This window comes from Paraglaciecola sp. G1-13 (genome assembly GCF_055809255.1).
This window is the reverse complement of the sequence record NZ_CM147903.1, coordinates 2,244,485-2,264,202: the sequence shown is the minus strand read 5'-3', so window position 1 is coordinate 2,264,202 and position 19,718 is coordinate 2,244,485. Positions and strand designations below refer to the sequence as shown.

Sequence of the window (19,718 nt, the reverse complement as noted above, 5' to 3'; positions counted from 1 at the left end):
AGTCATATGGATATTAGTCAGAGCCAGCTAGCACAAGCGGTGCAAGAGGGTATCCTAAGCCGTGAGCAAGCTGAGCGCTTAAGTCTGTTCGTTGACGGTTTACCGAGTACCACTGCAACGTTTGATTTCACCCATCTGCTTTATTACTTCGGTGGTCTTGTCGCTATCGGCGCAATGACACTTTTTATGACGTTAGGCTGGGAGTCATTTGGGGGTTGGGGCATTGTTACGCTGTGTGTGGTATACGCTATAGCAGGAATAATGTTAGCCAACCGTTTGGCAAAGAAAGGCTTACCTGCTGTGGCAGGCATATGTGCCACCTTTGTCATATGCTTAACACCGTTAGCCGTTTTTGGATTGCAGCACCTATTGGGGGTATGGCCGAGTGAAGACAACTACCGTGATTATCATCGCTACGTTCAGTGGCACTGGCTGTATATGGAGTTGGCTACATTAGCCGTAGGAGCAGTATTAGCGAGAATTTATCGCTATCCATTCTTGCTGATGCCCATTGCACTCACGCTGTGGTACTTATCGATGGATCTCGCGGTTATGTTAACCGCAGATTATCCCGAGTTCGAATTACGTGCATTGGTTTCTATGTATATGGGCCTTCTCATTTTAGGCCTAGCATTTTGGGTCGATATTCGCTCCCGCAATTCACTGGATTATGCGTTTTGGTTGTACCTGTTTGGCGCCATTGCTTTTTGGTGTGGTTTGTCGATGCAGCATTCTCAAAGCGAGTTGTCTAAGTTAGCCTACTGCTGTATCAATCTTCTTATGATGGGGTTTGGCATTGTGTTGGTACGCAGGGTCTTGGTTATTTTTGGTGCACTGGGGGTCTGTGGTTATCTAGGATACTTAGCTTATGACGTGTTTAAAGACAGCTGGCTTTTTCCTATTATGCTCACGTTATTGGGCGCGAGTATTGTTTATCTGGGGATCCTTTGGCAAAAGCACGAACAAAAACTGACTTATCGGCTACGCGGTCGATTACCCAAAGCATTACAAGATCTGCTGAAAAACAAATAACGTTAGGGTAAGAGCAAAAGATAAAGCGAACATTTTATTCTCTAAGCATGTGTCTATGCCTGTGTATTTTTCTCAGTATAAGTACCTGTTCTTTGTGTTGATTGACGCTACAGATTCTTTGCAAATCAGGCGTTCATTGCTGTGTCATTAAGCATGAACTGTGCCTCCACCCTTGCGTTTTTATACGCAAATGCAAAACAATCGGCTTTTTAGCATTGTTTTTTGAGAGACGTTCACTCCTGACACTCTAAATACAAGTCAATATCATTTATTTATAAATCTCTGCTGGTTGCTAGTTTGACATTAGTTATCCCTGTCAATTTGAGCCTGTGTATAACTTGCATGCTGCTTTTATTGATTTCTTTATAACCAAAATAAGAAAAATCGACAATTATCGTTAGATTTAGTTCAATAAACAGTTGTCACAAATCCTATAACGTTGTAAATTGATAATCGTTCTCATTTAGATTGTTATTAGGGTATTGCTGTGATTGATTTGCTTGTAAATGGTGGAGTAGTGGTGTGGCTTTTGATCAGCCTATCCGTGGTTGCGTTAAGTGTCGGTGTATTTAAAGCATGGCAATTTTATAGCACGCGCCGAAAACCCGCTGATGCAATTGAACAAGCATTCGGTTTTTTACAACAAGGTAAACACGCTCAAGCATTGTTGCTAGTGAATGGTCAGCGTAATTATCGCGCAGCACTTGTTAGCAGTACGGTGCAGTTAATCGATAAATCCTCGTTGGCATTAGACGACATCAAAGATGAAATTTATCGCCAAGCACAACTCGCCATCGCACAGCTCAATAGTTACCTACGTGTATTAGAAGTTATCGCCACGTTAGCCCCCCTAATGGGACTTTTTGGTACGGTTATCGGCATGATAGAAGCATTCAAAGCTATGGAATCTGCCGGTGCTCAGGTTAATCCTGCCGTATTATCTGGTGGGATCTGGCAAGCACTTCTTACCACAGCGGTTGGTTTAGCTGTGGCTATTCCCGTTTCCATGCTTAATAGCTACTTCGAACGTAAAGCGGAAGTTGAGTCACAAGCCATTCAAAATGACCTCCAGCGCGTTTTCACCATCTACGCGAGTGCTAACAGCTCTGCAATGAACAATAAAAACGCGTCTAGCTCAAAGCCATCGCCGACTAAGCAGCAACCCACAAGTCATCAAGGCGCTGAGTAGTTACTATGTCTAGCCTGCTACTGCCGCAACGCCGAAAACAAAGTATCAGTCTGACTGCATTAATCGATGTGGTATTTATTCTTCTGATGTTCTTTATGCTGACCTCGTCCTTCACTAAGTTCAGTACTGTGGAAATGCAATCGAGTTTGGCGGCCAGTGTGTTGTCTGACAGCAAACCACAACTATTACGTTTAAGTCCGGACGGGCAGTTATCCGATGCACAACTGTCGGTTGGCAACAGCGCAACGCTGACAGATTCAGCCCTTTCAAGTGCGTTTGAAACGAATTTGCCAACGGTGTTACAGCCAGCGGCTGATACGCAAGTACAAGTCATTGTTGATGCGCTTTCACGCATGAAGGTATTGGGTTTTACGCAAGTTACTTTGGGTAAGTCTCGTCCTCAGGCTAACGCGATAGCGGGGCAACAATGAGCTTATTTAATCAAGCACAGGGCTCAAAACGCAAAGCGAACAGTGACGACAATCTGATCCCATTGATTAACATCGTTTTTCTGTTACTTATTTTTTTTATGATTGCAGGGAAAATCGAGCAGATTCAGGATGCAGGATTAACCTTGCCAGACAATAGCCAAACCAAACCGGCTATCGCACAACCAATAACCCTACAACTATCAAAAGACAATGAGATCCATCTCAATAATGAGGTTGTCAGCGTTAACGAATTACCAGAAGCATTGAGCACACTATTACAGGAGCACCCAGCCAATATTGCTGTGCGCGCCGACAAACAAGTGACGTACCAAGATTTAGACAAAGTGCTAGATATGTTACGCGCTGCAGGGTTTAGCACCATCAACTTATTCACCCTAACGACAGAGGCAAGTTGATGCGTGCTGCTACACAACAAAACACTGAACAACAGCGCATGGCCAATCAATCACAAGGCATCATTGGTTTACTTTCGCCGAGTTTTCATACTAGCGGGCATAAACGCCAGTGGTTGGTAGCGATCGCTGTAGCCGCCGCATTGCACGCCAGCGTATTTGCTGCCCTTTCAATTACCCCCGAAGAAGTACAGGGCAGTGCTATGGGAGAAGGACAAGACGGTATTGAAGTCGGTTTAGGGATGCTCGGAGCGTATCAAGATCAACAGCTTGTTGAGTCTGAACAATTAGAAGAAACCCTTGAGGCCCCTCAAGAGCCAGAGCCTGAACCGTTGCCTGAACCAGAGCCGACAGTTGAGCCAGAACTAGTAGAAAAGCCGCAGTCCATCATTGAGCCTAAAGTAGAGCCAGTCATTGAGAAAACCGACCCTGAGCCAATATTGGATCGCATTGACGTACCTGTAATCGAGCAAGTTTCAGCTGAAAATGCGGTGCAAAAAATAGTCGAACCTAAAGATGAGGTTCCTGAATCGCCAGTAAACAAAACCCAGGTAACAAAGACCGAGACAAACCAGCAAGACGTGCCCAAGACGACTACCGAAGTAGCACAGCAAAATGCACCAGCACCGACTGCACAAAAAGCCACAAATCGTGGTACCGGCAGTGCTAGCTCAGCACGCTCCGGTGGCCGAGCTGGGAATGCGAATGACTTCTTCGCGCAGTTGCAGGCGCATTTGCGAAAGTATAAAACCTACCCAAGAGAATTGAAGAAGCAAAAAATTGAAGGCGTGGTGCAGTTGCAATTCACCATCGATCACGATGGCTATGTATTGGCCTCTAGCATCAAAAAAAGCTCAGGCTCAGCTGAACTGGATAAGGCTGCGCTTGATATGTTGCAAAAGGCCAATCCTTTGCCACTTGTACCCGATTCAATTAAACGAGAAAAGATCACGCTCGTGATCCCCATTGAATATTCATTAATCACCAACTCAGCATTTAAGGATTAGTTACCCATGAGTAGAAAAAAGACGTGTCAAATAGCGCCATTGAGCCTTCGCTCACCTAAGGTTAACACTAATAAAACCTTGTTAGCATTAAGCGTTCCCGGCATGTTAATGAGCCCATTTGCTATGGCTCAAGAAGACGAACCCATTGTATTGGACACCATGCAAATTGAAGAGCGTACCGTTGATACAAACCCTTACGCACAAGCGGGTGCTCCCTACAAAGCGCAAGTTTCAGGCGACTCACGCCATGTAAAAGAGCTGGCCGATACACCGCAAACTATCAGCGTACTGACGCAAACCCAAATTCAAGAATCTGGAAGAACTGACTTAAAAGACATCCTCGCGGCACAACCTGGTATTACCCTAGGTACAGGTGAAAACGGAAATGCGTTTGGTGATCGTTACATTATCCGCGGCCATGAAGCGCGCAGTGACGTGTTTGTTGATGGTTTACGTGATCCAGGCATGACAACCCGTGAAAGTTTTGCAACAGAGCAAGTTGAAATCACGAAAGGCCCAAGCTCTACGTTTGCTGGTCGTGGTTCAACAGGTGGTGCGGTTAACAGCATTACTAAGCAAGCGAGCACGGAATATGACTTCTCTAAGCTCGAAGCAGGTTTAGGCACAGACGATTACCGCCGTATCGCCCTTGATAGCAACAAACGCATCAATGACGACCTAGCAGTACGCGCCAATATTTTGCATTCGTATAAAGAAATTCCAGATCGTGGCCCTGCAGATCAAGAACGAAATGGTCTTGCGCTTTCTGTTGATTACAAAGCAACAGATAAGTTGAAACTTACCGCTGATTATTACTACTTAAAAGCAGAAGATACCCCTGACTTGGGTACTTATATTGTTGCGGGCGGCGGTAAGCCAGTGGCGGATTTGCCTGTTTACTCTCAAGATGGGCAAGACTTTCTTGAGTCCGAAATTAATACCTTTACCTTGCGCGCACAATACGAAATAGACAGTGATACGCGTGTTGAAAACTTAATGCGTTACGGGACGACCGATAACGGTTATGTGACGACAGGCGCCCGCGGCACCAACCGTGACGCTAGCGATCCAGACGCACCAAGCGCAGCAACCGTTAGCCTTAGCACACACCAAGGTTGGCAAGAGGTGGATTACTTCGCGGATCAGTTAAACGTATATTTAACCCGTGATCTTGGCGGTTTAAAGCATAATTTTGTAGTGAGCGCAGAGTATAGTGCTCTTGATGTAGATAATGGCGTTTATAATGTAGACGACACTAGCATAACTAACTGCAAACTGCCTGGACGCGGCAGTAATCCAGCATCTGGCGGTTTCTGTATCGTAGACGCGAACGGGAACTATATTGATAACATCAACAATGTTATGGGTCGCAGCATTGAAAAGGGTGCACAAGACTCTGATTACTCTATTGATACTGTATCAGTCTCAATCATGGACACGGTTGATATTAACGAGTTTTGGTCAGTATTTGCTGGCGTACGTGCTGATAGCTTCGACTACGATAACGTCTTGACTCGCAATGGCGTTGATACGGCTTACGACTATTCTGACACGCTTTGGAATGGACATGTTGGCGTGGTGTACAACATCAACGAAGATGCTAATGTTTACTTGACCTACAGCACATCAAGCAACATCAACGGTGGCGAGTCTGACTTAGGTGGCAACTGTGGTTATGGCGGTATCTGTGGCGACCCTCAACAAGTAACAGACAGTAAACCAGAAGACACCGAAAACTTCGAATTAGGCACGAAATGGAACGTATATAACGATAAGTTGTTGCTAACCGCTGCTATTTTCCAAATCACCAAAGACGACGTAATGGAAAGCATCGATGACGATGACTACGCCAGTACCGGTACGCTAAATACGGGTAAAAACCGCGTTAAAGGTGCTGAATTCTCAGTGGTAGGTAATATCACCGAAGACTTAAGCACCCAGTTTGGTGTGACGTTTATGGATGCCGAAGTGCTTGAGTCATTCGACACCGACAGTGTAGGCCTCACGTTGAGTAATTTTGCTGATAACAGTGCGTTTTGGCAGTTACGTTATCAAGCAAGCGATGCTTTCTCGTTCGGTGGCACTATGACCTACTCAAGCGAGATGTACGCAGGTCAGCCTGACTCTGCAGCTGGTTATAACACTGGTATCGATGATTACTCGTATAAAGTGCCTAGCTACACCTCGTTCGATGTATTCGCGACCTATGCCTTCAGTGAGCAGCTAAATCTTCGTCTTAACGTTGCTAACGTGACAGATAAAGATTACTACTTAGCAGCATACCGTAGTGGTGCATTTACCTATATTGGTGCAGCACGAAACGCCAAGCTAACGTTAACGTACGAGTTTTAATTTTAGCTAAAAACGTTTTATTACAATTTGTGTAATTTAATCAAGGGAGTAGGTTGGTTTACAACGTGCTCCCTTTTTTGTTTTGGGTTAAGATTTAGCCATGAAAAAAGATCATTACGTGTTACCTAAACTAAGTCAAATTCCAGCCGATGTGATTGCTATCAGTGATTATGAACGTTTAGCGAAAGACTATATGCCTCACGGTATTTATGAGTATATTGCTGGCGGAGCAGGGGACGACATTACCCTGAATCGGAATAGGACTGCATTTGATGCTATCGGCATGAATAAACGCGTGTTGCGTAAATTTACCAAAGGCACCACGGAAATTGCCTTGGGCAAAGACCGGTTTAGTTGGCCAATGTTGATTGCCCCTTTAGCGTATCAAAGCTTGTTGCACCCACAAGGTGAATTAGCCACAGTGGAAGCGGCTAACGCGGTTAACATGGGGATGCTAACCAGCACCTTGTCGACCTTTCCACTTGAACAGATCAGCGCTGCGCAACATACAGGTAAATGGTTCCAGCTTTACATGCAGCCGGATCCAGAGCATACACTTGACTTGGTAAGACGAGCAGAAAAAGCGGGTTATACCTCCATAGTGGTGACCGTAGATGCTCCTGTAAGCGGCCTTCGTAATCGCCAGCAAAGAGCTGGTTTTTCATTACCCCCCAGTGTGGTGGCAGCAAATTTGGTGAATTATCCCACCTCAAAGGCACAGTCATTATCGCCTGGACAAAGTGTGTTACTTAACGGTTTGATGGCTGATGCGCCCGATTGGGATGACATTCAATGGCTGCGCACCAATACGCACTTACCTGTTTGGATAAAGGGCATTAGCCATCCACCGGATGCCTTGTTAGCGGTCGAAAGTGGTTGCGCGGGTATTGTGGTTTCGAACCACGGCGGGCGCACGCTAGACGGCCTTGCCCCGAGCATTGATTTGTTACCGCCAGTACGAAGCGCGGTAGGTGAGGCATTTCCCATACTGTTAGACAGTGGCATTCGCCGAGGTACCGATATTTTTAAAGCCATAGCCCTAGGTGCTAACGGTGTATTAATTGGCCGCCCCGTACTAAATGGCCTGGCTGTTGCAGGAGCACTGGGAGTTGCCCATAGTCTGACCTTACTTCAGCAAGAGTTAGAGCTTGCAATGGCATTAACCGGATGTGAAACCATCAGTGATATTACCCTAGATTGCATTTATTAACGTTAATCAGCTGGCTGATTTTGTATTTCGCGCGAAAGTGTAGCGAAGACGAGAACGACGTAAAAACCTTACGAGCAAAGTAAAAAAATGCAAAAACACATAAACGAAAGAGAGGCCCATGTTAACCGTTATTGAAGACCTACTGTCTAAAAAAGAAGTTACCCAATTCACCCAAGCATTAGATAAAGGCCAGTGGCTAGATGGTAAACACACCGCGGGTAGTCAGGCTTCTAAAGTAAAATATAATCAACAACTTGACGATGGCAGTGCATTGGCTATCGAACTTCGAAATACGGTCATTCGTAAATTATCGGGAAATGCGCTGTTCATGTCTTCTGCATTGCCGAATAAAATTTATCCTCCTAAATTTAATCGCTACCAAGGTGGCGAGCATTACGGGTTACACGTAGATGCATCTGTGATGCCTATTCCAAATAGTCATCAGATGCTACGCACAGATTTATCCGCCACGTTGTTTTTATCAGAGCCAAGAACCTACGATGGCGGCGAACTCAGTATCGAAACCCAGTTTGGTTTGCAGCAAATTAAGCTCAATGCGGGTAGCGTGATTCTGTATCCTGCTAATAGCCTTCATCAAGTTAATCCGGTGACAAAAGGGCGCAGAACAGCTTCGTTCTTTTGGATTGAAAGTCTAGTGCGCAGTAATGATCAGCGCAGTATGTTGTTCGATTTGGACCAATCTATTCAAGCGCTTACGGTTGAGCTGGGCAGTAACGATGCTGAAGTAAAACGCTTAACTGGGGTGTACCACAACCTGATGCGCAGTTGGGCGACGTGCTAAGTCGCTTAAATGCTCTGTTACTATGAGTTTATGGCAAGTTAGTCTTTATAATGGCGTTTCTTGAATATTTTTGGCCGCCAATTCCAGTGAAGTGCCCCCATTCGCAAGAAGACAGTGGCAAATAACGAGCCCAAAATACACCATATGTACGGCGCGCCAAAAGAGAAAAGCACCGCATAGACTAAACCGCCCGATACACATGCAGAGGCGTACAGTTCCCCCCGCATAACTGAAGGGACCTCCCTGCAAATTACATCACGGATCAGCCCTCCAAAAATACCTGTAGTGGTGCCCATGGTTATGGCGATAAGCATACCCGTTCCGCCAATTAAAGATTTCTCAATACCGACTATATTGAAAATGGCCATGCCCACGGCATCGAGGAGCAAGAAGTAATAGTTCGAAACATGGGGCAGGTAGCGAATAAATGCGACTGATATGAAGATTGCAGCATAGGTTGAGTACAAATAGTCTGGATCGGCGACCCAAAATACCGGCTCATTCAGCAATAAGTCGCGAAGAGAGCCACCACCTAATGCGGTCACACTTGCCACCACGACCACGCCAAAGCCACCCACTTTTTTTTCGTAGCCGAGCAGCGTGCCTGATACAGCAAAAAAAGCGACACCAATTAGGTTGAGGACATGAAAGTAGTCATCAGTCATCTTCAATACCTGAGGTTGTTAAGGGCTATGGACAAGGTGTTTACCCCTGTGGTTGTAATTATTGGCCAATAGGTATTAGCTGGCGTCACTGCGTAACTTCATAATAAGTTGATCATGAATTTCACTTTTCGGAACGATACTTAATTCGCCGTCAGCCTCAAACACCACTGCCATGACTCGGCTTGAATCACCGAAACCGGCTTTTCGGACACCTGCCTCTACTTCAATGCGGGTCAGGCGAGCATCTTTCATCGCATGCTCTATGTATTCACCGTCGAAAAACACGAGTTGCGGCGAGGTTTTTACCACTTTGTCGAAAGTCGAAAAATGGGCGCTGGCCCAGGTAAGTAAATACTGTAAAAGGAAAAGTAGGCTAACCGCGACTAATACCTCAGCAATGACCACGTCTTTCAACAAGATAGCAGAGCCTAAGATGGAGCCTGCTGCTACGGTGATAATCCAATCAAAGTTGTTCATTTTAGCAAATGAGCGTTTCCCCACTAAATGTGTCGCTAAGATCAAAAAGGGATAAATAATCAAGGTAGTAGTGACAATGCGCGTTATTTCACTCCAAGATTCAAAAAACATATTTCTCTCCATTTTAGGTGTTGAATGAATGAACTGTGGTAGACATTTCAGTGTCCCTGCGAGCGGATATTCGCGCTTTAACGACTCTTCTTGAAATCAACTATTATGCCAATGTCGAATTATCTGCAAAGGTATTGTAAAGATGGATAAAGAACCCGTGCCCCAAGGGGTGATTGAGGTTTGAGGTATACGATACCCTTGTGTTAACACGGGGAAATAGGCGATTCGTAGGTAAATTTTTTCTTACTGCGTATGTAGCATTTGCAAAGGAAGCGTGGGCAGTGCCGAGCAAAAAGCGGTTCAATGTTTTATGTCGCCACGTTTATGCTCACAAGCTTTATCAATGGTCTCGTCGTTAAATTCAAGTTCAAATTCAAGTTCAGGTACATTTTCAAACTTAAACGCTGGTTGAGCAACGACACAATTCGCTGGCATTCTAAGCGCTGTACGTATCTAAAAAGCAGTACCTAGCTAAATAACAGAACTTATTTATAGGGTGCTTTCTATGTAAATAACATTGCGGGTATACCGCCACTGCGTTGCTTAAGAAAGCGAGTCAGCGGGTGAAAAACGCATCTACCTGTCGCTCTGATGCCATAAGTCACGATATGCACAGTTTATCACCGGTTATTGCACGTTGGATACGTTGTGTAATAGGTTTACAGCGAGATATTCGAGCGTTTATGTGGTAGCATAGCTATGCATTTAAAGCGCTAAGGCATTCAAATTTACCGTACCGGGCAACAAGCAGATGGTACGAGATTATGAATAAGCCTAAACAAACTGATGAAGCTTACATACAAACAATATTTATTGTCGGCATGTGCAGATATAAGCAGCGTATGGTAGTCCTGATAATTGAGGGCTCAACGCCTTAAAAAGAACATGTCAGGTTAGTAAGTACCTCAGTTTGTGCATAAATAATAATGAAAATGGAGGTACATAAATGGAACCTGATATCGATGTGGCTAATAGTAAAAAGCAAGAAGTGAATCAAGTATTGCGCTCGTCACTGCTGAAGGTGGGGATTGAGGCAGATTCTACCGAAGAGCTTATCAATACCACCCTTAATCCTGCAATTTCAGTTAGAGCCCCTAAAAAGCCCATCTCAAACGATGAAACAGATCCAAACATCGGCACTAATCAACAAACGGTAGACGCGATTAAACCCGGCAATATAAAGCTTAGTATCAGTACGTTGATTGAGCATATTGAGAGAAGCCAACCCAGTGGATTTCAGCACAAGCAGGAGCCATGGCTGGGGATTTACGCCTTCATTGAGCTGCTGCGCCTGATAAGTGATTTGCAAGAGGTGACCATCAGTGAAAACGACGCCATGGTGATCTGGTGTATGTGGTTTGTCAGAGCCCGCAGGACTAATACGATCAGCGGTAAAGATTTATTGACTAAAATTAACTCTCACTTGATCCGTTATGAGCGCAGCGCTCTAATGGAAGATGAGTTAGAAAGCAGCTTAAAAAATCTGCAAGAAATCAGCGCTATCCGTAAATCCAAAAATGCAGCAGACAGTTGGTATTTGGTAGGCTGGGTGAAAAGAACCTACTAAAAGAGTAATATCAGCTGAGCAACGCCGCCTTTTAGAGCCAAATCCGGTGATGAGATGGCGGCGATATTTTGGTTTATTCTAACTTTGTTTTTATTTAGCCTTTACGTCTGTGCTGTTTACGAGCCATTCATTCAAAGAGCAAGCACTACTGTGCCTCCCGTACTGTTTTCCAGTTTGTTATTTTCTTTTTCAGTTAACTCATCAACAAGTAGGTTTCCTTGCATTCGAATTCCTTACCACCAAGTGCGGACAATCCTCCACATTATGCAATAACGCCCCCATCAGCACGTGACCAAAACCCCGAAGAAGCACGATTCATTAGCCTAAGCTGGTTTGGTCGAATTTTTTCCCCGCTACAAGTAGATCTTAAATTCGATGAGTCCGGTGTGTATTTTCCAGAAGGTGCCAAACTATCAAAAGAATTAAAATCACTTTTAGGTGCTAACCATATAGGAAGCGGTGAAAAGAAATCTGTCACCTTTTTATCTTGGCAACATTTTGATATTCCACCTGTCTTTGAGTGGCGCTGGCTTGGCGCTACGATGATATTCCAGGTAAACGCATTGGCTCATGAACTGCATTTTTTGGGATACCGTAGCAGCAAATTTCAAGCAGGTCAGATTCAGGCTGAGTGGGGGAATTACCACCAAAGCAGATTATTGCAGTTGGTGAATAACATAGAAAACGCGACGCAAGCAAGGTATCTCAGGCATTCACACGTCGTCGCCATAAAGCAGCGCGTAGCGCTTGAGTATCCACGATGGCACACTTGGGCGCAGAATGCTTCATTAGACAGTACCGTAAAAGAGGCTGTTATAAAGTTAAAGGCAATGCATCATTGGGAGCAAGCGGATATTGCGGCAATACGAGAAGGCTACATTCAAAAACAACTTCATTTGCATGCAGATTTTTTTCAGCGAGTTGAGTCAAACCCTTTAACAGACAAACAACGTCGTGCCTGTATTATAGATGATGACAATAATCTACTACTTGCTGGAGCAGGGACCGGAAAAACCAGTGTTATGGTCGGCCGAGCAGGCTACTTGTTAACGAGCGGTCAAGCGAAACCAGACGATATTTTACTACTGGCTTACGGTCAAAAAGCCGCCACTGAAATAGACGAGCGCATTAAGCACAAGCTAGACGGACAAAGCATCAAAGCCAGCACCTTTCACAGCTTGGGACTATCCATTATTACCAGCGTCGAAGGTAAAAAGCCGACCTTATCCCCATGGGTGAATGGCGAGCAAAAGAAAAACCAATGGGTATTGGCAAGCCTAGAAAATCAGCTGCAAAATGTATCCTATCAAAAACAAGTGATTGAATACTTAAGCAACTATTACTATCAATCAATGAGTCCGTTCGATTTTGACGCTTTATCTGATTACTCCCGTTATTTGAATGAAATCAATGTGCGTACGTTGAAAGGGGAGCCGGTAAATTGTTTCGGACACCTGCACATTGCTAACTGGTTGTATCGAAATGGCATTGAATATCGTTACCAAGCTAAATATGCTTTTGACGTTGAAAATAAGCATATCGGTGTGAACAGAGCAGATTTTTATTTACCACACGCTGATGTGTATATCGAATATTACGTGCTAGATGATGAGGGTAATACACCCAGTTATACCGATAATAATCGTTATCAAGCAATGATGAAAAATAAACGACAACTGTATAGCCATCATGATTCAAGATGTATTGAACTATTTTATTATCAATACGTAAACGGAAAATTGAACAGCGTACTGAAACGTTCTGCCAATAAATTACAGGTCAAGAACGTTCCTTTATCAAATGAAAAGATGCTGAACACGTTACAAAAATCTAATTATTTGAGCGAACTTGCAATCTTGTTTTGTCAGTTAATCGGCTTATACAAATCAGCTATTTCTAGTAAGTTCAGTGTAAAAGCTGTGCTGGCCGATATTACCTCAAAGGACAAAGCAATTGATTCTAAGCAAGCACAAATTGCTTTTACTTTGCTGCGGCCTATATTTCAGCACTACCAGAAGCATTTGAGTCAGCATGCTTACATCGATTTTGAAGATATGATCAGCAAAGCGATAACGTATGTGGAAAAAGGGCACTTTACAGCACCATGGCGATACATAATGGTGGATGAGTTTCAGGATATCTCAGAGCCTAGAGCTCGTTTAGTGCGATCACTAAGAGACAGCACGCGTTCTGTTAGCGCGTTACCAAGAAAAAATGCGAGTGTGCCTTCAAGCCGTAAGGTGTTACCGCGCAAACAAAGTCAATCGGCGTCTATATTTTGTGTTGGCGATGATTGGCAAGCCATATATCGATTTAGTGGCGCAGATGTGAGCTTGACTACGCAGTTTACCCAGTACTTCGGCCACAGCAGTGAAAATGTTTTAGACCAGACGTTTCGTTTCAATAATAGAATTGGTGATGTGGCCACTCAATTTATCAGTCGAAATCCGGAGCAGATAAGCAAGAATATTCGCTCTCTCGTTAAAGTAGCGGACCCAAGAATAAGGGTTCTTTACAGTGATACTCGATTAAACAGCGAGACTCAGTCATCAAATACTGAAAAGTTACTGCACCAAGCGTTAGCTACTTTAGCAGGCAAAGTGGATGAAATATCTGAGCAACATAATAAACGCGGTAAGACCGAAAAAATTAGACCAACACAGAGCAGCAAGAAGGATACACTGCGGCAGTGCTCAAAGCCTACAGTCTGCATTTTAGCGCGTTTTTGGTTTCAACTACCGAATAGAGAAGGTCTAGAAGCGCTCAATAAGCAATACACTAAGCTACATATAAAGTGCTTGTCGTTTCACGCAGCGAAGGGAAAGGAATCGGACTACGCCATTATCACCGGCATGACTGCAGGCAAGCATGGCTTTCCGGCAGATAAAGTCACTTCACCTGTGGTAGAGGCACTTTTACCCAAACAAGAAACGTTTACGTACGCAGAAGAAAGACGCTTATTTTATGTAGCGCTTACTCGCGCTAAACATCACGTTTATGTCCTCGCTGACATGACCCAAGCGAGCGCTTTTGTCACTGAGTTAATGAATGGTACGTACGATGTTGAGCTTGCATTGTGTAATGAAAATTAAGATGTAATAAAAACTAAGATGTAATAAAAACCAAGATGTAATAAAAACCAAGATGTAAAAAAAATAAGTGCAAAAAAACATGTTACCCAATTCGTGTGGGTGACATTCGTAAGATACAGAGCATTAGCAGGCAAAAACATACATTCATCACTTAGTTGTTGCTATTATCTCGGCCTTCGTTTTCGTTAATCTTAAAAATCACAGGGGCTATTGTGGCAACAATCGAGCGTAAAGAAATTAAACAACGTATGAGTCGAGTGGTTATTCATCAGGGAACCGTCTACCTCTGCGGCCAAGTGGCAGCCGATGCCAATAAAGGTATCGAAGAGCAAACTCAAACCATGTTGGACAAAGTGGATGCGCTTTTGTTGAGTGCTGACTCTGATCGTGAGCATATTTTGTCAGCTACTATCTATATTAAAGATATGACAGATTTCGCTGCGATGAACACCGTGTGGGACGCCTGGGTGCCAGATGGGCATGCACCAGCAAGGGCGTGCGTCCAAGCCTCTATGGCAAGACCTGAATTATTAGTCGAAATATCGGTGGTTGCAGCTCAAAAATAATCCTAGAGTATAAATACAAAAACAAAGTAAAACTCGGCATCGCTTTTTATTTTGCTCTCAAGTGTGCCAGGTGCATTCCAGCCGAAGATTTAATCTACTAAGGGCGAACACTGGGCTAGTATTAGTTGTGCTCACCCTTATAGTCTTTTTGAATTTTATTCATCATTAGAAGGTGAATCTCCCCTTTGATAGTGTTAATTTGTTGTTAACTTACAACAAATTGAACATTCAATATGCTTAATCAGCCTTTTACACATGAACCCTGGTACTTATTAACGCTAGCACTTGGCGCTGTGCTAGCGTTGTTATTTCTAATTGTGCGTGTTCGTTTGCATGCTTTTATCGCTCTGTCGCTTGTGAGTCTAGTGACTGCATTAGCCGCTGGGATCAGCATCATGGAAGTGGTGCCGACTTTGATGAGCAGCTTCGGTGGTACGCTCGCATCGGTGGCATTACTGGTAGGCTTAGGCGCTATGATAGGCAAGTTGCTCGAAGTTTCGGGCGGGGCGCAAGTATTGGCTGACAACTTAGTCAATCGTTTTGGCGAAGACAAAGCGCCTTTAGCACTGGGTGTCGCTTCGTTGTGCTTTGGGTTTCCAATCTTTTTTGACGCTGGGTTAATAGTGATGATGCCCATTATCTTCAGCGTAGCCCGGCGATTCAATGGCTCGGTATTAACCTATGCCTTGCCGGCAGCTGGCGCATTTGCCGTGATGCATGCTTTCGTACCACCGCACCCAGGGCCTGTTGCAGCAGCAGAATTCTTAGGTGCGAATATTAGTTTGCTGTTGATGGTGGGGTTAGCTATTGCTATTCCTACTTGGTATCTGGGCGCTTACCTATACGGTCAATATGCGGGTAAACGTTTTGATATTCCTTTGCATTCGCTATTCAATCAAGACGAACAGTCATCGAGGGATTTAACCAGTGGCGAATTGCCCAGCTTTTCTAGCGTAATACTGATTTTACTCTTGCCCGTGTGCTTAATTTTTATGGATACTGGCCTTAATACGTTGATTGCTGCGAATGTTATCCAAGGTGAAAGTGCATTTGTGCATACCTTGCGTTTATTGGGCAAAACACCGGTAGCGCTACTTATTACATTATTAGTCAGCATTGCACTTTTTAGCCGTCGCTATGGCATGGGAAAAATTGAGCAGTGGTGCGGGGACTCTTTAGCGCCTATTTGCGGGGTGATTTTAGTGACAGGCGCTGGCGGCATGTTTGGTGGCGTGCTTAGAGCCAGTGGTATTGGCGATGCTTTAGCAGGCTTACTAGCCGATACTGGTATGCCGATTATCGTAGCGGGTTTTATTATCTCTGCCAGTTTACGCGTGGCCCAGGGCTCAGCGACAGTTGCACTGACCACTACGGCTGCGCTATTAACGCCAATGGTTGCCGTTACGCCGGGTTTGTCTGCGATAGATTTGTGTTGCTTGGTTATCGCTATTGCGGGTGGCGCGACGGTGTTGTCTCACTTTAATGACTCTGGCTTTTGGTTGGTCAGTAGACTGTTAAATATGGATGAAAAAACCACCTTGAAAACATGGACAGTAATGGAAACCTTACTCGGTAGCTTGGCATTTATGTTTGCTTGGTGTTTAAGCCAAATTTTTTAGTCTGGCATGTCAGGGGCGCTGATCTTTGCTACTGCGCAGGTCATCGGCATCTTGGTTAAAGTCATTGTTTAACGTTAGGCACTATCTGCTCACACCAGATCGGTTGTCGCTAGGTGTAAAAAGGGCTGGATAGTGAAATGCGCGTAAATGGTCAAGAGATGCAACAAGCAAATATCAACGACATGGTTTTCGACGTGGTATCCACACTTGTACTCATTAGCGAGTGCATGACGTGAAAGCCAGGTGATTATATTGCCACGGGCACGTCTTTAGGGGGGTAACCAAGAAATCCGCCGGTGTTCTTGCAAACGGGAGCTATTGCCGAAGTAGAGGTTCAAAGAGCGGAAATTTTGAAAAACGGTATTGACCTTGAGGAGTAAACTCATTGAGAGCGCAGTGAAATTGTGCTCTCAATGAGACGATACTAGTAAAGTTTGGCTCCGTATATTAAATAAGGTCACTTACACCTGGTGTAGGTCCACAGGAATTAAATGACAAACCAAACCTCAATCCTCTGTTTACCGAAATGTTTAGAATTTTTCAACTTCTGCGAGCATCTGACTGAAGTCTGCCAGTTCTACTTCTAAATATTCACCACCGTCGCGCCACTCGATACCAATAACAACATTATCTTCGGCTAAATCTTCAACCCAAAATTCCAGCCAATCTGATACTGAAATAGCCTTGGGGATATAGTCTTCCCATTCATCTACACAATGCTCTTTGGCGAGCTGCGCATTTGACCATAGTGGCATCACGTCCGTGTCTTCAAAATTAATCGAATCTAATATTACCCAGCCGTCACTGGTTTTATCTTGTAACGCCCATAACTCTTGGGTGTTTTTAATTTGCGCCATAAAATCGGCTGAGTCGATGTGGGTATCTGTCATGGTGAGCTCTAGTTGGCTGATTTGTGGCGCAATGATACGGCCTTAATTAGCGACTCACAATATAAGATTGCTGATAACGTCCACATGTTTTAATCACTATGTTAATTGAAAGCAAACGTGCCGCATTCTTTAAATTCTATTTGATACTTCAATGGCATTGTTCAATGCACTACTGAACCATTGAGCTCAAAATCAGCGTGCTGCCACGCTTTTAAAAATCGCTTGTTAACTTTGCTGGCCTCCGTTGATAGCCCTTGAGCCAGTAGTGCCTGATGTAAGCCATAAAGGGACCAACCATTCTCTGGAAATACGTGTAAATCGGCTTGGTAGACGTGTTGGGCCTTTATTGATTCACCGGCTGCAAGTAGTGCGGCTCCAAGTGACTGGCGTACAGGGGCGTGCCAATCGGAAGGCTCATTATAGTTAAGTGAGTCTTCAAGCGCGCTGGCTTTTGTCAGCGCGTCAATGGCAGCGGAATAATTCTTGGCCTTGGTTTCTATTTCGCCTTCAAGCACTAGCGCAGCAATATTAATGACACTGTACGCATCATTTATTTGCCAGACGGTTATATCTTTGAGTTTTTTGTTCTTCGCTTGTTGTTTCAAGTATTGCAGGTGGGTTCTCGCTTGCAAGATATGTCCATTAGAACTAAGTGCGCTACCCTGGGCGTAATGCCACACCGCTAGCGGATATAAAAGTTTTGTAGCAGGTTTGGGAATGTTCATGATTTTTTCCCATTTACCGAAACGTATATAAGCATACCAAGGTGTTACCCAATAATGCTGGAGGGTCCCAAGACCTTCTTGCGTCATTAGATGCGTGTCTATATGCGCCGCCATGTGCTCAGCCGCTTTGATTGCTTTTTGACTATTGCCTTGCATACTAGCCATCGCCCATAAAAAATGCCGATTATGTGGTACGTAAGCTAATGGATATACCCCTTGTTGGCGGCATTGAGTGATGTAGTTATTATCGACCAAAATGGCGTGCTCGTTACTCAGTACCCCCTGTTGATAACGACCAGTACGAATATAAATATGTGAAGGCATATGCACCAGATGACCCGCCCCTGGCACTGCCGTTTCGAGTATTTTTGCACTGGCGAGCCCGCGCTCAGGCTGTTTTGAAGCTTCTACAGCGTGAATGTAATAATGATTTAGCCCCGCATGAGATGGGCTGAACTTTAGTCCGTCTTCTAACACCGCTAATATTTCATTGGTCCATTCTTTAGGTTGGCCATCGTTTTTCCAGTAATCCCAGCTATGAATAACCATGAGCGCTTCAGCCAATAGGGTGCGAAGGTTGGCATCATCCGGATATTCCATGACTAGTGCTCGCATAGCATCTGCATAGTTTGCATCTAGACGATTACGATCAGATAGAGACTCGTCTAGGGAGTATCTTTGCCTGAGTGCATGAATAAGCGCAGCTTCTTTAGGAGAAGCGTACTCAATTAACGCAAGTGCCTGAGTTATGGCTTCATGAGCGGGCTGCACTGCACTTGGCTCCATTGCTCCATTAATATTTGGGCCTAAGACTAATGCTTGCCCCCAAAAAGCGATAGCGCTTCTTGGATCTAGCGCCGCGACTTGTTTAAACGAGCGATGTGCTTCTAAGTGGTTAAATCCATATGTAAGGGCTATGGCTTGGTTAAAAAAAACGTGTGCGTCTTCATTGCCGGTAGATGGATAAAAACCATGCTCTCCCATACCTGATAGCTTAGGTGCGATTTGCCCAGCAAAAATGTTGTTCTCAATATTCAGTGTATGTTTTGAGGGTTCATTGACGTTGGCGATAGAGTGATTTTGAGCAGATGAGGCATGACGCGCTAAGGGGGCTTCGGCGGTATTTGATGAGCAGCCGATGAACGTCAATGTACAAAATAGTGCAAAAGCTAAAGATTTACTACTTGGGGTAGCTTCGAATTTGACACGTCTGAAGTGAATACGGAAAGCGTTTTTCAGGTCAATTTTTATGCGTAAATGAACAGTAAAAAGCGCAAGAAATAGTTGTTTAACGGCTTTCATGTTTATGTCCTTATCGTTTTGTTTTAAATGGCTATTACTCCACTTTAGGTAAGGGTTAGCATTACAAATGCCCAATCTACTTGGTGAGTTAATTCTTCTAGCAGGATAGAACAAGCGAGTTTCTGAGCCCAAATTATAGTGACATTGTGAAAACTGTCATGGGCATTCCCTCAGATTTTATTAATCTTCAATTTTATACAAATAGACATATTAAAAGGCCGGGTATATTCTACTTATTCCTATAAATGCAAAATATAACTGTTTAAGT

Annotated in this window: 17 protein-coding genes; 12 read left to right on the top strand and 5 right to left on the bottom strand. The window is 44.2% G+C overall.

The window, feature by feature from the left end; genetic code table 11:
* The first annotated feature begins 6 nt into the window (after positions 1-6).
* The 8 genes from AC0L6N_RS09435 to AC0L6N_RS09400 all read left to right on the top strand — a co-directional run bounded on the left by AC0L6N_RS09435 (position 7) and on the right by AC0L6N_RS09400 (position 8,436).
* Complete coding sequence (locus AC0L6N_RS09435; protein WP_473480815.1) at positions 7-1,032, top strand: DUF2157 domain-containing protein; 1,026 nt, start codon at positions 7-9, stop codon at positions 1,030-1,032.
* Positions 1,033-1,519: 487 nt separating this feature from the next.
* On the top strand, positions 1,520-2,221 hold the full coding sequence (locus AC0L6N_RS09430; RefSeq protein ID WP_473480812.1) for a MotA/TolQ/ExbB proton channel family protein: 702 nt from the start codon (positions 1,520-1,522) through the stop codon (positions 2,219-2,221).
* Between the two features lie 5 nt (positions 2,222-2,226).
* Entirely contained in the window at positions 2,227-2,652 is a 426-nt protein-coding gene (locus tag AC0L6N_RS09425; protein WP_473480809.1) for an ExbD/TolR family protein, read from the top strand.
* Complete coding sequence (locus tag AC0L6N_RS09420; RefSeq protein ID WP_473480807.1) at positions 2,649-3,068, top strand: ExbD/TolR family protein; 420 nt, start codon at positions 2,649-2,651, stop codon at positions 3,066-3,068. Before AC0L6N_RS09425 ends, AC0L6N_RS09420 begins: the two co-directional genes overlap by 4 nt.
* Complete coding sequence (locus AC0L6N_RS09415) at positions 3,068-4,072, top strand: TonB family protein (RefSeq protein WP_473480804.1); 1,005 nt, start codon at positions 3,068-3,070, stop codon at positions 4,070-4,072. The genes AC0L6N_RS09420 and AC0L6N_RS09415 overlap by 1 nt, the downstream gene beginning before the upstream one ends.
* A 6-nt stretch (positions 4,073-4,078) precedes the next feature.
* Positions 4,079-6,424, top strand: coding sequence for a TonB-dependent receptor (locus tag AC0L6N_RS09410; RefSeq protein WP_473480802.1), 2,346 nt, complete (start codon positions 4,079-4,081; stop codon positions 6,422-6,424).
* A 100-nt stretch (positions 6,425-6,524) separates the two neighbouring features.
* A complete protein-coding gene (locus AC0L6N_RS09405) occupies positions 6,525-7,634 on the top strand; it encodes an alpha-hydroxy acid oxidase (RefSeq protein WP_473480800.1) in 1,110 nt (369 codons plus the stop codon).
* Positions 7,635-7,752: 118 nt separating this feature from the next.
* Positions 7,753-8,436, top strand: a complete 684-nt coding sequence (locus AC0L6N_RS09400; RefSeq protein WP_473480798.1) for a Fe2+-dependent dioxygenase — start codon at positions 7,753-7,755, stop codon at positions 8,434-8,436.
* Between the two features lie 38 nt (positions 8,437-8,474).
* On the opposite strand, the gene AC0L6N_RS09395 is transcribed toward AC0L6N_RS09400, so the two are convergent.
* The 3 genes from AC0L6N_RS09395 to AC0L6N_RS09385 form a co-directional block, all read right to left on the bottom strand.
* A complete protein-coding gene (locus tag AC0L6N_RS09395) occupies positions 8,475-9,101 on the bottom strand; it encodes a trimeric intracellular cation channel family protein (RefSeq protein WP_011575070.1) in 627 nt (208 codons plus the stop codon).
* A 75-nt stretch (positions 9,102-9,176) separates the two neighbouring features.
* Positions 9,177-9,689, bottom strand: a complete 513-nt coding sequence (locus tag AC0L6N_RS09390) for a DUF421 domain-containing protein (protein ID WP_473480795.1) — start codon at positions 9,687-9,689, stop codon at positions 9,177-9,179.
* Between the two features lie 300 nt (positions 9,690-9,989).
* Entirely contained in the window at positions 9,990-10,124 is a 135-nt protein-coding gene (locus AC0L6N_RS09385; protein ID WP_473480793.1) for a hypothetical protein, read from the bottom strand.
* 511 nt (positions 10,125-10,635) lie between these two features.
* On the opposite strand from AC0L6N_RS09385, the gene AC0L6N_RS09380 reads away from it, so the two are divergent.
* From AC0L6N_RS09380 to AC0L6N_RS09365, 4 genes are all read left to right on the top strand, one after another.
* Positions 10,636-11,256: a hypothetical protein gene (locus AC0L6N_RS09380; RefSeq protein ID WP_473480790.1), complete on the top strand. Its 621-nt coding sequence runs from the start codon at positions 10,636-10,638 to the stop codon at positions 11,254-11,256.
* A 218-nt stretch (positions 11,257-11,474) separates the two neighbouring features.
* Positions 11,475-14,348 carry a UvrD-helicase domain-containing protein gene (locus AC0L6N_RS09375; RefSeq protein WP_473480788.1) on the top strand — a complete coding sequence of 958 codons (2,874 nt, stop codon included), beginning with the start codon at positions 11,475-11,477 and terminating at the stop codon, positions 14,346-14,348.
* A 212-nt stretch (positions 14,349-14,560) separates the two neighbouring features.
* The gene (locus AC0L6N_RS09370; protein ID WP_473480785.1) at positions 14,561-14,914 is read left to right on the top strand and encodes a RidA family protein; all 354 of its coding nucleotides are present in this window, start codon (positions 14,561-14,563) and stop codon (positions 14,912-14,914) included.
* A gap of 233 nt (positions 14,915-15,147) precedes the next feature.
* Positions 15,148-16,533 (top strand): GntP family permease, encoded by a 1,386-nt coding sequence (locus tag AC0L6N_RS09365; protein ID WP_011575065.1) that lies wholly within the window; start codon positions 15,148-15,150, stop codon positions 16,531-16,533.
* 530 nt (positions 16,534-17,063) lie between these two features.
* On the opposite strand, the gene AC0L6N_RS09360 is transcribed toward AC0L6N_RS09365, so the two are convergent.
* Entirely contained in the window at positions 17,064-17,423 is a 360-nt protein-coding gene (locus tag AC0L6N_RS09360; RefSeq protein ID WP_011575064.1) for a DUF2750 domain-containing protein, read from the bottom strand.
* 161 nt (positions 17,424-17,584) lie between these two features.
* Positions 17,585-19,450: a tetratricopeptide repeat protein gene (locus tag AC0L6N_RS09355; protein ID WP_473480782.1), complete on the bottom strand. Its 1,866-nt coding sequence runs from the start codon at positions 19,448-19,450 to the stop codon at positions 17,585-17,587.
* Between the last annotated feature and the right edge of the window lie 268 nt (positions 19,451-19,718).

Bases quoted from the DNA above. Each gene is read 5' to 3' on its own strand.
- AC0L6N_RS09435 (WP_473480815.1), top strand. From the start codon at position 7: ATGGATATTAGTCAGAGCCAGCTAGCACAAGCGGTGCAAGAGGGTATC.
- AC0L6N_RS09425 (WP_473480809.1), top strand. From the start codon at position 2,227: ATGTCTAGCCTGCTACTGCCGCAACGCCGAAAACAAAGTATCAGTCTG.
- AC0L6N_RS09420 (WP_473480807.1), top strand. From the start codon at position 2,649: ATGAGCTTATTTAATCAAGCACAGGGCTCAAAACGCAAAGCGAACAGT.
- AC0L6N_RS09415 (WP_473480804.1), top strand. From the start codon at position 3,068: ATGCGTGCTGCTACACAACAAAACACTGAACAACAGCGCATGGCCAAT.
- AC0L6N_RS09410 (WP_473480802.1), top strand. From the start codon at position 4,079: ATGAGTAGAAAAAAGACGTGTCAAATAGCGCCATTGAGCCTTCGCTCA.
- AC0L6N_RS09405 (WP_473480800.1), top strand. From the start codon at position 6,525: ATGAAAAAAGATCATTACGTGTTACCTAAACTAAGTCAAATTCCAGCC.
- AC0L6N_RS09400 (WP_473480798.1), top strand. From the start codon at position 7,753: ATGTTAACCGTTATTGAAGACCTACTGTCTAAAAAAGAAGTTACCCAA.
- AC0L6N_RS09395 (WP_011575070.1), bottom strand. From the start codon at position 9,101: ATGACTGATGACTACTTTCATGTCCTCAACCTAATTGGTGTCGCTTTT.
- AC0L6N_RS09390 (WP_473480795.1), bottom strand. From the start codon at position 9,689: ATGTTTTTTGAATCTTGGAGTGAAATAACGCGCATTGTCACTACTACC.
- AC0L6N_RS09385 (WP_473480793.1), bottom strand. From the start codon at position 10,124: ATGCCAGCGAATTGTGTCGTTGCTCAACCAGCGTTTAAGTTTGAAAAT.
- AC0L6N_RS09380 (WP_473480790.1), top strand. From the start codon at position 10,636: ATGGAACCTGATATCGATGTGGCTAATAGTAAAAAGCAAGAAGTGAAT.
- AC0L6N_RS09365 (WP_011575065.1), top strand. From the start codon at position 15,148: ATGCTTAATCAGCCTTTTACACATGAACCCTGGTACTTATTAACGCTA.
- AC0L6N_RS09360 (WP_011575064.1), bottom strand. From the start codon at position 17,423: ATGACAGATACCCACATCGACTCAGCCGATTTTATGGCGCAAATTAAA.
- AC0L6N_RS09355 (WP_473480782.1), bottom strand. From the start codon at position 19,450: ATGAAAGCCGTTAAACAACTATTTCTTGCGCTTTTTACTGTTCATTTA.